Source organism: Rhizobium skierniewicense (assembly GCF_014196515.1).
Classification (GTDB): domain Bacteria; phylum Pseudomonadota; class Alphaproteobacteria; order Rhizobiales; family Rhizobiaceae; genus Agrobacterium; species Agrobacterium skierniewicense.
Map to the genome: position 1 here is coordinate 26,956 of NZ_JACIDV010000017.1, position 13,734 is coordinate 40,689.

General features: G+C 57.0%; 10 protein-coding genes. 7 read left to right on the forward strand and 3 right to left on the reverse strand.

Annotation, left to right across the window (positions count from 1 at the left end; translation table 11 throughout):
• Positions 1-31 precede the first annotated feature (31 nt).
• From GGQ73_RS20880 to dnaE, 7 genes are all read left to right on the forward strand, one after another.
• Positions 32-1,699: a ribonuclease J gene (locus GGQ73_RS20880; protein WP_183897691.1), complete on the forward strand. Its 1,668-nt coding sequence runs from the start codon at positions 32-34 to the stop codon at positions 1,697-1,699.
• Positions 1,700-1,732: 33 nt separating this feature from the next.
• Entirely contained in the window at positions 1,733-2,137 is a 405-nt protein-coding gene (mce, locus tag GGQ73_RS20885; RefSeq protein WP_183897692.1) for a methylmalonyl-CoA epimerase, read from the forward strand.
• Positions 2,138-2,242: 105 nt separating this feature from the next.
• Positions 2,243-2,512: a DUF1467 family protein gene (locus tag GGQ73_RS20890; RefSeq protein WP_183897693.1), complete on the forward strand. Its 270-nt coding sequence runs from the start codon at positions 2,243-2,245 to the stop codon at positions 2,510-2,512.
• A gap of 660 nt (positions 2,513-3,172) precedes the next feature.
• Entirely contained in the window at positions 3,173-4,495 is a 1,323-nt protein-coding gene (proS, locus tag GGQ73_RS20895; RefSeq protein WP_183897694.1) for a proline--tRNA ligase, read from the forward strand.
• A gap of 20 nt (positions 4,496-4,515) precedes the next feature.
• Positions 4,516-5,823, forward strand: coding sequence for a lipoprotein-releasing ABC transporter permease subunit (locus tag GGQ73_RS20900; RefSeq protein ID WP_174152732.1), 1,308 nt, complete (start codon positions 4,516-4,518; stop codon positions 5,821-5,823).
• A 15-nt stretch (positions 5,824-5,838) separates the two neighbouring features.
• A complete protein-coding gene (locus tag GGQ73_RS20905; protein WP_174152733.1) occupies positions 5,839-6,522 on the forward strand; it encodes an ABC transporter ATP-binding protein in 684 nt (227 codons plus the stop codon).
• A 422-nt stretch (positions 6,523-6,944) separates the two neighbouring features.
• A complete protein-coding gene (gene dnaE / locus GGQ73_RS20910; RefSeq protein WP_183897725.1) occupies positions 6,945-10,436 on the forward strand; it encodes a DNA polymerase III subunit alpha in 3,492 nt (1,163 codons plus the stop codon).
• Positions 10,437-10,475: 39 nt separating this feature from the next.
• On the opposite strand, the gene GGQ73_RS20915 is transcribed toward dnaE, so the two are convergent.
• From GGQ73_RS20915 to GGQ73_RS20925, 3 genes are all read right to left on the reverse strand, one after another.
• Positions 10,476-10,766, reverse strand: coding sequence for a hypothetical protein (locus GGQ73_RS20915; protein WP_183897695.1), 291 nt, complete (start codon positions 10,764-10,766; stop codon positions 10,476-10,478).
• A 117-nt stretch (positions 10,767-10,883) separates the two neighbouring features.
• Positions 10,884-12,107, reverse strand: a complete 1,224-nt coding sequence (locus tag GGQ73_RS20920; RefSeq protein WP_183897696.1) for a L,D-transpeptidase family protein — start codon at positions 12,105-12,107, stop codon at positions 10,884-10,886.
• Between the two features lie 154 nt (positions 12,108-12,261).
• The gene (locus tag GGQ73_RS20925; RefSeq protein ID WP_183897697.1) at positions 12,262-13,548 is read right to left on the reverse strand and encodes a DNA polymerase IV; all 1,287 of its coding nucleotides are present in this window, start codon (positions 13,546-13,548) and stop codon (positions 12,262-12,264) included.
• Positions 13,549-13,734: the final 186 nt, after the last annotated feature.

Below are 13,734 nucleotides of genomic sequence, written 5' to 3' on the forward strand. Positions count from 1 at the left end.
CGGGGCAAGGCATGATTGGATAAAGAGAATAATGACGACAAAAGACGAATTCGTATTCCTGCCGCTCGGCGGCGTCGGTGAAATCGGCATGAACCTGGCGCTGTACGGTTACGGCCCTTCAACCAAGCGCCAGTGGATCATGGTCGATTGCGGTGTGACCTTTGCTGGGCTCGATCTGCCCGGTATCGATCTTGTGCTGCCCGATATCAGCTTCATCGAAGAGCAGCGCGGAAACCTCAAGGCCATCATCATCACCCACGCGCATGAAGACCATTATGGCGCGCTGAATGATCTTTGGCCAAGCCTCAAGGTTCCGGTTTACGCATCTGGCTTCACCGCTGGCATGCTGGAAGCCAAGCGCAACTATGAAGGCACCCGCGCGGAAATCCCGATCACGCCGTTCAAGGCGGGTGACCGGATCAATGTCGGCCCCTTCGAGATCGAGGCCATCGGTGTCAACCACTCGATCCCCGAACCCATGTCTCTCGTCATCCGCACCCCGCTGGGCAACGCCGTTCATACGGGCGACTGGAAGATCGACCACGCGCCGTCGCTCGGGCCTTTCACCGATGAAGCGCGTTTCCGTGCCGTTGGTGAGGAGGGCGTGCTGGCCATGATGTGCGACAGCACCAATGCGCTGCGCGATGGTGTTTCGCCGTCTGAAGAGCAGGTATCGGAAGGGCTTCGCCAGATCATCGAAAATGCCGAGGGACGCGTGGCCATCACCACCTTCTCCTCCAATGTCGGTCGTATCAGGTCGATCGCTCAGGCTGCCGAAAGGGCCGGTCGCGAAGTGCTCCTTCTTGGCTCGTCGCTGAAGCGCGTGGTCAATGTCTCCCAGGATCTCGGCATCATGGAAGGCATCAAGCCATTTCTGGCCGAAGATGAATTCGGTTACATCCCCCGCAACAAGGTCGTGGTCATCCTCACCGGCTCACAGGGAGAATCGCGTGCTGCTCTTGCCAAGCTGTCGCGCGATGAAATGCGCAATGTCGCTTTGACCTCTGGCGATACGGTGGTGTTTTCTTCGCGCGCCATTCCCGGGAATGAAAAAGCCATTCAGGATATCAAGAACGGCTTGATCGAGCAGGGCGTTCACATCATCACCGATAACGAAGCCTTGGTGCACGTATCCGGTCACCCGCGTCGCAGTGAACTTCTGCAAATGTACGCCTGGGTCAAGCCGCAGATTCTGGTTCCCGTACACGGCGAAGCCGCCCATCTGGTGGCACAGAAAGAACTGGCCGAGCAGGCTGGCATTGGACAAGTTCCAAAAGTTCGCAACGGCAACGTCCTGCGCCTCGCGCCCGGCCCAGCCGAGGTGATCGATGATGCACCGCATGGCCGCGTCTTCAAGGATGGCCGTCTGCTCGGCGATTTCGAGGAAATGGGCATCGGCGATCGTCGCAAGCTGTCCTTTGCCGGACACGTTTCGATCAATGTTCTGCTTGATAGCCGTTTTGACTTTCAGGGCGACCCCGACGTTGTGCCCTTCGGTCTGCCGGAATTCGACGATGAAGGCGAAGCCATGGAAGATACGCTCTATGACGCCGTGCTGGGTGCCGTCGAAAGCATTCCGCGTGCGCGCCGTAAGGATTTGAACATCGTTCGGGAATCTATCCGTCGCGCCGTTCGCGCCACAGCCAATCAGGTCTGGGGCAAGAAGCCGATCGTCACTGTCTTCGTCACCAAGGTGTAAGCCGGTTTCATCAGCCGTTTGCGGAGTGAAAACATGCTCGGTCGTATCAACCATATTGCGATAGCTGTGCCAGATCTGGCCGCAGCCATTGCCACGTATCGCGATACGTTGGGCGCTGCGGTTTCCCAGCCGCAGCCGCTCCCCGAGCATGGCGTCACGGTTGTTTTCGTGAACCTTCCGAACACCAAGGTGGAACTGCTGGAACCGCTGGGCGAAAACTCTCCCATCCTGGCGTTCCTCGACAAGAACCCATCCGGCGGCATGCACCATATCTGTTACGAGGTAACAGATATCATCGCGGCGCGCGACCGTCTCACCGCAGATGGTGCAAGGGTATTGGGTGGGGGAGACCCGAAGATCGGGGCGCATGGCAAGCCCGTTCTATTCCTGCATCCGAAAGATTTTTTTGGTACGCTGATAGAGCTGGAGCAGGTGTGATGTCGTGCTGGCGTGCGGGATGGTTTTCCGTCTCTCATGCCTGCGGCATGCACAAGAGTGAGAACGAAAGCGAACCCAGGCGCTTTGAAATGGGAGGATGAGTGCATGCAGTGGATTTCGGCTTTCGCGGTTTTTTTCATCGTCTGGTGGACGGTGCTGTTCATCGTCTTGCCAATCGGCCTGCGCACGCAGTCTGAAGATGGGGACGTTGCGCTGGGGACAGTGGCAAGTGCACCCGCCCGCTTCAGGGGTGGCAAGATCGTTGTGTTGACGACGCTGATTTCGCTCGCAGTTTGCGCTATTTGGTATGCGGTCACATGGTATTTTGGTTTTACCATGGATGATCTGCCCCGCATTATCCCTGTTTACGACTGATTTCTGTCATCTCACTGTCATGTATAACCGGTTCAGGCCAGGATGCCTCGCAGCCCTGATATTGACAGGCACAAATTCGCCGTAATTGCTTTTGGTCGTTTTGAGGTCTGTCTGAAAAAAGCAAAAAAAAACAAGGCTTTTCAGCCTTGTTTTTCAGTTTCGCGTGATCTGTAACCGTTACCGGGGCAGCGAATGAACGCGCCTAAGATCTCATCCTCCCAAGACTGACCGCGAAATAGACAAGAATTTAAACTCCTTGCCTCTTTTGTGAGCTGAAACTAGCCCAAACGTTAAACCTTGTCATTAATTTTTTTGCATTTTTGTTACAGTCGGCAAAAAATTCCTCTTGATGCGATTTGTCGCACATACACGGCAAAATTATTCCTCCTGAAACCGTTCAGCGGCGAAAGCTGTCTCATAAAATTGTCGCAAAACCGCCATGAAAGAATTTTGCCGCGCATGCTCTGCACGTTTTCGGCGCGTTTTCTCGGGACTGAAACGATCAGGTCGGCCTCTGAAAAGACTCAAGCGACAAGGGTGAAGAGGCCTAGCCCTGCGGGTTTCCTTCTGGCGCGGAAACCGCTATGTACGGCGCAAATATCCCGTTATTTCGGCGATTCCCGTGCATATGAGGGGTGTCGTCACAGAATGGAAACACCCATGCGTCTCAGCCGTTACTTTTTGCCCATCCTAAAGGAAAATCCCAAGGAAGCGGAAATCGTCTCACACCGCCTCATGCTGCGTGCGGGCATGGTCCGCCAGCAGAGCCAGGGCATTTACTCCTGGTTGCCGTTGGGCAAGCGTGTCTTGGACAAGGTCAACAAGATCGTTCGCGAAGAGCAGGATCGTTCCGGCGCCATCGAGCTGTTGATGCCGACGCTCCAATCGGCCGAGTTGTGGCAGGAGAGCGGTCGTTACGATGATTACGGCAAGGAAATGCTGCGCATCAAGGACCGTCAGGATCGCGCCATGCTTTATGGCCCGACCAATGAAGAGATGATCACCGACATCTTCCGGTCCTACGTGAAGTCCTACAAGAGCCTGCCGCTGAACCTCTACCACATTCAGCTCAAGTTCCGTGACGAGGTTCGCCCCCGTTTCGGCACCATGCGCTCTCGCGAGTTCCTGATGAAGGATGCCTATTCCTTCGATCTGACCAAGGAGGACGCGATTCACTCCTATAACAAGATGTTCACCGCGTATCTGCGCACCTTCTCTCGCCTCGGTCTGCGTGCCATTCCCATGCGCGCCGATACCGGCCCAATCGGTGGCAACCATAGCCATGAGTTCATCATTCTGGCTGATACGGGCGAATCCGAAGTGTTCTGCCACAAGAGCTTCCTGGATCGCGGCATTCCGTCTGACGATACCGATTTCGACAATGTTGAAGGCTTGCAGGGTATCTTCAACGAGTGGACGACCGATTACGCCGCAACATCTGAAATGCATGACGCGGCTGCGTTCGACGCCATCCCGGACGGTGAACGCCTGTCTGCACGCGGCATCGAAGTCGGTCATATCTTCTATTTCGGCACGAAATATTCCGAGCCGATGGGCGCCAAGGTTCAGGGTCCCGATGGCAAGGAACACCTTGTCCACATGGGTTCCTATGGCATTGGCCCGACGCGCCTTGTTCCCGCCATCGTTGAAGCATCGCATGATGAGAACGGAATCATCTGGCCAGAGTCGGTTGCTCCTTTCGATGTCGTCATTATCAACATGAAGGCTGGCGACGCCGCCTGCGATGCGGCCTGTGAAAAGCTGTATTATTCGCTGACCAACGCCGGCAAGGATGTGCTCTACGACGATACGGATGACCGTGCTGGCCAGAAATTCGCGACAGCGGATCTCATCGGTATTCCGGTGCAGGTCATTGTCGGCCCACGCGGCATCGCGGCTGGCGAGGTTGAAGTCAAGGATCGCAAGACCGGCGCACGCGAAACCGTGACCGTCGAAGCGGCAATGAACCGGGTGCTTGGCTGAAAAGCCGATAAGGAGACGACATGGCAAAAGCCGAGGCTGATAACGGTGCACGCCCTTCCGTAACGGACAAGGCCGCCCGACCATTTTCGGCCTTCGAGCGCATGGTGGCCTGGCGCTACCTGCGTTCGCGCCGCAAGGAAGCATTCATTTCCGTCATCGCGGGGTTTTCGTTCGTCGGTATCATGCTGGGTGTGGCGACGCTCATCATTGTCATGGCGGTGATGAACGGTTTCCGCACGGAGCTGATTTCCCGCATTCTTGGCATTAACGGCCACATGATCGTGCAGCCCATCGATTCACCGTTGAAGGACTATGACGATCTCGCCAAGAAATTCTCGGCGGTTCCCGGTGTGACCATGGCGCTGCCCTTGGTCGAGGGGCAGACGCTGGCGTCCGGTCGCGGTGGTGCGGGCAGTGGGGCGCTCGTGCGCGGCGTCCGTTCCGAGGATATCGAGAAGATCAAGGAAGTCTCCGGCAACATCAAGACTGGCGATCTGGTTGGTTATATGTCGGGGCAAGGCGTGCTGGTCGGTTCCCGGCTTGCGTCGTCGCTCGGGGTGACGGCAGGCGACCAGATTACGCTGATATCACCAGAGGGTGACGTGACCCCAATGGGCGTCAATCCGCGTGTCAAATCCTATACCATCTCGGGCGTGTTCGAGATCGGCATGTCGGAATATGACGCGTCGATGATCTATATGCCACTGTCCGAGGCGCAGCTCTATTTCAATGCCGAAGGCATCGTTCAGTCCATAGAGCTCTTCGTCTCGAACCCCGATAACGTCGATGGCATCAGGCCATTGGTGGAGACTGCAGCGGGACGGCAGATCTATATCACCGACTGGAGACAGCGAAACCAGACCTTCTTTTCCGCCCTTCAGGTTGAGCGCAATGTCATGTTCATGATCCTGACGCTCATCGTCCTGGTGGCTGCCCTCAATATCATTTCCGGCCTCATCATGCTGGTGAAGGACAAGGGCAGCGACATCGCCATTTTGCGCACCATGGGTGCCAGCGCTGGCTCCATCATGCGCATCTTCTTTATGACGGGCGCGGCCATCGGCATCGTCGGCACATTTGCGGGCGTTGGCCTTGGCGTTCTCGTCTGCCTCAATGTGGAATCGATCCGCCAGTTCTTCTCGTGGATTTCAGGCACCGTGCTGTTCGATCCGCAGCTCTATTTCCTCAGCCAGCTTCCGGCGGAAATGCAGCTGAGCGAGACGATGACGGTCGTCATCATGGCGCTGGGCCTGTCATTCCTGGCAACGATCTTTCCGGCCTGGCGGGCTTCCAAGCTCGACCCTGTCCAGGCCCTGCGTTACGAATAAGGACCGCATCACACCATGGCACAGAAAACAGCGTTGCGGCTCAAGGGCGTGGAACGGACCTACGGGCAGGGCGAACACAGCCTGTCCATTTTGAAGAATGCCGATCTGGAGCTGAAAAGTGGCGAGATTGTCGCGCTTGTCGCGCCGTCCGGCACCGGCAAGTCCACCCTGCTGCATCTGGCAGGGCTCTTGGAACATCCGGATGCTGGCGAAGTCTTCGTCAACGGAAGGTCCTGCGGCGATCTCACCGACGAACAGCGCACCCTGATCCGTCGCAGCGATATCGGCTTCGTCTACCAGTTCCACCATTTGCTGCCGGAATTCACCGCGCTCGAGAACATCATGATGCCGCAGCTCATTTCGGGTCTGCCGCATTCCGAGGCCAAGGAACGCGCCAGCGCGCTTCTCGACTACATGCGCATCGGCCACCGCGGCGACCACCGCCCCTCCGAATTGTCCGGCGGAGAGCAGCAACGCGTCGCCATCGCCCGCGCGGTCGCCAACGCGCCGCTTCTGCTTCTGGCAGACGAGCCGACCGGTAACCTCGATCCTGAAACGGCGTCTTACGTGTTCGGTGCACTGGAAGCACTGGTGCGCCAGTCGGGTCTGGCCGCCCTGATCGCGACCCACAACCACGAGCTCGCAGGTCGCATGGACCGCCGTGTGACACTGAACGAAGGCAAGATCGTCGAGTTCTGATCGCCGCCGCTACCTGGCAGCTTAGGTTCCCATCCATTTGGCCAACCCTGCGCAACACTCTGTTGCGCAGGGTTTTTCGTTTTGGAGTCAACGGTTTGGAACGAATCAGGTGCGGAACCACCACGAGTCCCCCTGCGTTGACAAGACAAAGCATGAAAATAAGCAGTTGACAGTGAAACGAAATGAGAACAAAGTTAGAACATAAAGAGTATGGAGAGACAAATGACCGACATCATCCGTGACATCGCCGCCTTCGCTTCCATCGCCGTGTTCGTTGCCAGCTTCTCGGTGATCCTCACTTCCATGTGATGTCCCAACGTCGTTTCCAACGGAAATGGCATGTAAAGGTGAACTGAGGCAGTGGACTTTGCCTCTGGAAAATCCGAAAATCCCCCGGACTCAGAATGGCGGGATTGTATAAGATGGGCGAGATTTCAGCAAACGGCAGCATGGCCGAAAAAACCCTGAAGACGCCCGGCTTCGTTCACCTTCGGGTGCACTCTGCCTATTCCCTGCTCGAGGGCGCGTTGCCCTTGAAGAAGATCATGGCCAAGGCCTTGGCCGATAGCCAGCCTGCCATCGCCATTACCGACACGAATAATCTTTTCATCGCGCTCGAGTTTTCCGAAAAAGCGCGTGACGAGGGCTTGCAGCCGATCATCGGCTGCCAGATGTCCATCGATATGCAGGATGCCTCCGATGACAAGCGCGGGCAGAACAATCTTGCAAAACTTCCCTCCATCGTCGTCCTCGCCGCAGATGCGCGAGGCTACGAGCGTCTCGTGGACCTCATCAGCCGCGCCTATCTCGATGGCGAAACGGCAGGTTCCGTTTGCATCACCAGGGCGTGGCTGGAGGAGGCCGACAATTCCGGTCTCATCGTTCTGACGGGTGCGTCCGGCGGGCCCATCGATATGTCCTTGAGGGAGGGGCATGTTTCCCAGGCGACGAAACGCCTCTTGGCTTTGAAAAGCCTGTTTGGCGACCGTCTCTATATCGAGTTGCAGCGTCAGGGCAATTTTGATCGCACGCATGAGCGCCGCATGATGGCGCTGGCCTATGAGCACGACCTGCCACTGGTCGCCACCAACGAAGCATTTTTTCCGTCACGTTCCGATTATGATGCCCATGATGCACTGATGGCCGTCGCCCATAACGCCATCGTTTCCGACGACAGCCGCTTTCGTCTGACACCTGATCATTATCTCAAGAGCCGAGACGAGATGATGGCGTTGTTTGCCGATATTCCAGAAGCTCTGGAGAATACCGTCGAGATCGCGCAACGCTGTTCCTATGTGCTCAAGAAACGTGGGCCGATCCTGCCGCGTTTTACCGGTGCAAGCGAAGATCCCGAAGAGGCTGATCGCGCCGAAGGTGCCGAACTGCGACGTCAGGCCATTGAAGGTCTGGACCAGCGGTTGGCCGCGCTTGGCATGGCGCCGGGTTACACCGAGCAGGAGTACCGCGACCGACTGGACTTCGAACTGGGCGTCATCGAGCGCATGAAGTTTCCCGGCTACTTTCTCATCGTTGCCGACTTCATCAAATGGGCCAAGAACCAGGATATTCCGGTCGGTCCCGGTCGTGGTTCCGGTGCGGGCTCGCTGGTGGCCTATGCGCTGACCATCACCGATGTCGATCCCCTTCGCTTCTCGCTGCTGTTCGAACGCTTCCTCAATCCTGAACGCGTATCGATGCCCGACTTCGATATCGACTTCTGTCAGGATCGCCGTGAAGAGGTGATCCGCTATGTTCAGAAAAAGTATGGACGCGAGCAGGTGGCGCAGATCATCACCTTCGGTTCGCTGCAAGCGCGTGCCGCGTTGCGCGACGTTGGTCGCGTTCTGGAGATGCCATACGGTCAGGTAGACCGCATCTGCAAACTGGTGCCGAACAATCCGGCCAACCCGACAACACTTTCCAAGGCCATCGAGGAGGAGCCGCGCTTTCAGGAAGAGGCAGACAAGGAGCCGGTCGTTGCCCGTCTTCTGGATATCGCCCAGAAAATCGAAGGTCTTTACCGCCACGCGTCCACCCACGCCGCCGGTATCGTCATTGGCGACAGGCCGCTGTCCAAGCTCGTGCCGATGTATCGCGATCCGCGCTCGGATATGCCCGTCACGCAGTTCAACATGAAGTGGGTGGAAAGCGCCGGTCTGGTCAAATTCGACTTTCTCGGTTTGAAAACGCTGACCGTTCTCAAGGTTGCCGTGGACTTCGCTGCCAGACGCGGTTCGACCGTCGATCTGGCGGCGATTCCGCTGGAGGACGCGAAAACCTACGAGATGCTGTCGCGCGGTGAAACCATCGGCGTGTTCCAGGTGGAAAGTGCCGGCATGCGCAAGGCGCTGATCGGGATGCGGCCCGACTGCATCGAGGACATCATCGCGCTGGTCGCGCTCTATCGCCCGGGCCCGATGGAAAATATTCCGGTCTACAATGCCCGCAAGCATGGCGAAGAAGAGATCGAATCGATCCATCCAACCATCGACAATCTGCTGAAAGAGACGCAGGGCGTGATCGTCTATCAGGAGCAGGTGATGCAGATCGCCCAGGTTCTGTCCGGCTACTCGCTGGGCGAAGCCGATCTTCTGCGCCGCGCCATGGGTAAGAAGATCAAGGAGGAGATGGATCAGCAGCGCGAGCGTTTCGTCGAAGGCGCGATGCGCAACGATGTCTCGAGGGCGCAGTCCAACACCATCTTCGACCTCCTGGCCAAGTTTGCGAATTACGGCTTCAACAAATCCCACGCCGCCGCCTACGCCATCGTCTCTTATCAGACAGCCTATATGAAGGCGCATTTTCCCGTGGAGTTCTTGGCTGCCTCCATGACGCTGGATATGGCCAACACCGAAAAATTGAACGATTTCCGCCAGGACGCGGGCCGCATGGGGATCGAAATCGTCGCGCCGTCGGTCCAGACGTCTCACCGCCGGTTTGAGCCGGGTGAAAACCGCATCTACTATTCGCTGGCGGCGCTGAAGGGCGTGGGTGAGGGTGCGGTCGATCACATCGTCGACGTACGCGGCGAAAAGCCCTTCAGCAGCCTTGAGGATTTCTGCCTGCGGATCGACCCGAAACAGGTGAACCGTCGCGTGCTGGAAAGCCTGATCAACGCCGGTGCCTTCGATTGCTTCGGCAGAGATCGCGCCGAACTCCTGGGCGGGCTCGACCGCATCATCGGTTATTCGCAGCGCGCGCAGGAAAGCCGCGTCACCGGCCAGCATGATATGTTCGGCTCAGGTGCCGCTACCGGTCCCGAAAAACTCATTCTGCCTGCCTTTCAGCCTTGGCTCGCATCGGAAAAGCTTCTGCGCGAATATCAGGTGCTTGGATTCTATCTCACAGCCCACCCGCTCGATACCTACCGCGCCATCCTCGACAAGCTTCGTGTCCAGAACATTTCCGATTTCACGGCAGCAGTGAAACAGGGCGCGACGGCTGGGCGTCTGGCCGGCACCGTCACCGGCAAGCAGGAGCGAAAGACCAGAACCGGCAACAAGATGGGTATCGTCACCTTCTCGGATGCGTCGGGCCAATATGAGGCGGTGCTGTTTTCCGAAGGGCTGGCCCAGTACCGCGAATTGCTGGAGGTTGGAAAATCACTTGTGATTACAGTGCAGGCGGAAGAACGTCCCGAAGGCATCGGCCTTCGCATCCAGACGGCACAGTCTCTTGAAGAAAAATCCGTCCAGATGCAACGGGCGCTTCGCGTTTACGTGCGCGATTCCGGGCCTCTGAAAAGCCTCGTTCACCACCTCAACAGAGGCGATGGATCTGTCTATTTCATCGTCATCAAGGACGATGGCCAACGCGAAATCGAAGTGGAACTCCCCGGCAAGTATCGCATTTCGCCGGAGATCGGGGCGGCATTCAGATCCGCAAATGGCGTCATCGACGTTGAGTTGATCTGATGTGAGATCAACAGCTTGTACGCCTAACCCGGTTCAGTTTCAGAACAGGCTGTTGGTCGGGTAGGCATTCCTGCCGCGATCGATAAAGCCATGGCGGGAAAGGCAAGCGCGGAGCGCGGTGTTGTAATAGAGCGTCGTGTTGTAGGCTGTTCCGCGTGGTGGTGTGCTGGCTTCTGCGGTGCATGTCACAAGCGCCCGGTCATAGACCTGCACGAGAATAGGGTCACTCGTCACATCGGGACCCGCATAGACGCTGTAATTTTGGGGGGATTCAGCGGCCGATACACAGGCCAGTCCAAGAATTGCAGCGGCTACATATTTGATGTTCATCGGTCGCCTCCAAGCGTCAGGTTGTAGATCCTGAACGCCGTTGCAGACATTCGGGTTCCCGGCCTCACACAGGTCGCGAAGGCGTCCTTCAACAGAAGCGTTGCCTGTCGGCAGCGATCAATCGCGCGTGATGGTGATGAAATCCGTGCCGTCGCCGGTTTCCAAACCGTGGCTGAGATCGGCAACGGTTATTGAGCTTCCGGTCGTGAGGTCGGCTTCCAGCTTTTTTCGGAGATCAGCTGGAATATCGATACGATCGAGAACCGCACTCAGCTGATCGGACCCTTCCGGTCCGTCACTTTCGATGCCCAGCCGTTTGCGCGCAGCGGCTGGCAGATGATTTTCCAGTGTCAGTCCGTTCCATTCGGCCTTGCCGTTACCATCCACATCGATCATCTCGAAGAAATGCGTGCCGAGCGCCATGTCCGGGTTCTTGATGTGAATGGGGGCTTCAAACAGCGGCTTGAAGTCCCGCCGAACCATCAACTGCCCATTCGGCGCTTCCTGTGCACCAGCAGAGGCATAGAGTGCATCGACGAAAGCGTCGGTCACGAGCGGACCGGTGGTCTTCATCTCTTTCCAGCGCTTGAACGCATTGATGGCGCTGACCGTCATCTGTCCGGCATATCCATCGGCCACACCCGTGTCGAAGCCGATGCTGGTCAAGAGATGCTGCACATCCATGATCTTTTCGCGCTCGCCGCGCCGTGTAATCAGAATGCGCAGCGGTGCGCCGTCCTTCTTTGGTGTCGCCTTGTTCTTCACCGCGTTGGTCGTCTGATTGACGGCAACTTCCACCAGTTTCAAGGATGCATCGAAGTTTGTCGGCCGAAGTTCGACGTCCGACAGCAGAATACCGTCGCGTGGGCCGTCCTTCGGCTGCAAAAGGGCAGGGTGCTCAAGGAGGCGAGGGACGACAGCCTTGTCGGAAACGATGACATGCACGCCGCGCGCCGTCATGCCGAAGAGTTGCTTGGCGAATTTAGACGGCAGGCGAATACAGCCATGCGACGCCGGGTAGTTTGGAACATGGCCCTCGTGAAGCGCTATACCCGACCATGTCAGCCGTTGCATGAACGGCATGGGGGCTGCGGAATAAATGTTGGATTCGTGATATTTGCGTTTGTCCAGAATGGAAAAGATGCCGCTCGGAGTACCATGACCCGGCTTGCCGCTCGACACTTTTGATGTCGCGATCAGCGCGCCGTCTTCATAAAGCGATAGCGTCTGCTCTTCCTTGGAAACGATGATTTGCAGGCTCTTGGCATCTCCAGCCAGAGCGGCCTGTACCAGCACGGAAGTCGACAGGAGGCAAGCTCCCAAAAGCGCACGCAACATCATGTCTACTCCAACGCAATACACAAATGCCCTTCGAAGAAAGGCACAGGAGCCGTATGGGGCTGCCCTGAAATGCAAGGACCCCCGTTCCACGCAGCAGAATAACGCTTGGGATTTAAGGAAACTTTTAAATGTTGATCACGACCGTGTCAGTCGATCATTTTTTTGTGCCAAAGGTATAGCCGGTTTCCACAGCACCCTTGCCGAATTTGTCGCGCAGCTTGTCCATGGCGGCTTCAGCGGCGGCCCGTCTTCCCGCGTGCTTGTCGACGAGGTCGGGTGGGTCGGCAAGCGTCGGCTCGCACAGATCGGTAACGCCAATACCCACGAGCCGAAATTTCGTCCCATCGGTTTCTTTTTCGAGGAGCGAAATGCCGGTACGAAAAATCTTGTCGGCCAGTTGCGTCGGGTCTTCCAGCCTCTTGTTGCGGGTACGGGATTTGAAATCGGACGTTTTCATTTTCAAAACGACAGTATGCCCGGCGACACCGTTCTTCTTCAGTCGCCACGCCACCTTTTCGGAAAGGGATCGCACGATGGAAACGAGATCCTCGTGCCGTGAGATGTCGTTGAAGAACGTGGTTTCGGAAGACACGCTCTTGGCAGGGTCATTGGTATGGACGTCGCGGTCGTCTATGCCGCGAGACAGCCGAAACAGGCGCTGCCCCATGGAGCCGTAGCGCCGCATCAGGTCGCCTTCGTCCATCTCCTGCAACTGTGCAATCATACGGATGCCATCCGCCTCCAGCGTTGCCGCGAAGGCTTTTCCAACGCCCCATATGGTGGTGACGGGGCGAGGGCCGAGAAACGACATGGCTTCCTTCTCGCCGATGACGGAAAACCCCCGAGGCTTTTGCAAGTCGGACGCGACCTTTGCCAGAAACTTGCAATAGGACAGCCCGACTGAAACGGTAATGCCGATTTCATTTTGAACACGCCGCGCGAAGCTGGCGAGAACACGAGCGGGCGGATCGTGGTGCAGACGCTCGGTGCCGGACAGATCGAGAAAGGCTTCATCGATGGAGATGGGTTGGACCAAAGGCGTCAGATCCTGCATCATCGAACGGATTTCCCGCCCCACCTTCACATATTTTTCCATGTCCGGCTTGATCACCACCGCCTGCGGACAGGCCTCCAGTGCCTTGAACATGGGCATGGCCGAGCGGACGCCGTGGATGCGGGCAATATAACATGCCGTGGACACGACGCCACGTTTGCCGCCACCGATAATCAGCGGCTTGTCGGCGAGCTCCGGGTTGTCGCGTTTTTCGACGGAAGCATAAAACGCATCGCAATCGATATGGGCGATCGAGAGGTCATAAAGCTCGGCGTGATAGACAAGGCGAGGGCTGCCGCACCTTCGGCAACGCCTGATGCCCTCCGGCTGGCCAGCCAGACAGTCACGGCAGAAACCGGGATCGTAATTCAAAAGTGGAGGGGCCATGGCTCGGAAACAAAGAGAGAACATCCGTCACTATAAGCGTTTGCTTTTCTGTCCTCAAGTGGGCAATCTTCGATCATGGAAGACATGGTATTTTTAAAAAAAGGAGTTACAATTGTAGTTCCTTAGCGATGAATATGTTCGAATGGGATGAGCAAAAGAACAGGCGCAATGTTGAGAAGCACGGAT

Excerpts from the sequence above, each read along its gene's own strand:
- GGQ73_RS20920 (WP_183897696.1), bottom strand. The coding sequence starts at position 12,107 with ATGATGTTGCGTGCGCTTTTGGGAGCTTGCCTCCTGTCGACTTCCGTG.
- GGQ73_RS20925 (WP_183897697.1), bottom strand. The coding sequence starts at position 13,548 with ATGGCCCCTCCACTTTTGAATTACGATCCCGGTTTCTGCCGTGACTGT.
- dnaE (WP_183897725.1), top strand. The coding sequence starts at position 6,945 with ATGGGCGAGATTTCAGCAAACGGCAGCATGGCCGAAAAAACCCTGAAG.
- proS (WP_183897694.1), top strand. The coding sequence starts at position 3,173 with ATGCGTCTCAGCCGTTACTTTTTGCCCATCCTAAAGGAAAATCCCAAG.
- GGQ73_RS20905 (WP_174152733.1), top strand. The coding sequence starts at position 5,839 with ATGGCACAGAAAACAGCGTTGCGGCTCAAGGGCGTGGAACGGACCTAC.
- mce (WP_183897692.1), top strand. The coding sequence starts at position 1,733 with ATGCTCGGTCGTATCAACCATATTGCGATAGCTGTGCCAGATCTGGCC.
- GGQ73_RS20900 (WP_174152732.1), top strand. The coding sequence starts at position 4,516 with ATGGCAAAAGCCGAGGCTGATAACGGTGCACGCCCTTCCGTAACGGAC.
- GGQ73_RS20890 (WP_183897693.1), top strand. The coding sequence starts at position 2,243 with ATGCAGTGGATTTCGGCTTTCGCGGTTTTTTTCATCGTCTGGTGGACG.
- GGQ73_RS20915 (WP_183897695.1), bottom strand. The coding sequence starts at position 10,766 with ATGAACATCAAATATGTAGCCGCTGCAATTCTTGGACTGGCCTGTGTA.
- GGQ73_RS20880 (WP_183897691.1), top strand. The coding sequence starts at position 32 with ATGACGACAAAAGACGAATTCGTATTCCTGCCGCTCGGCGGCGTCGGT.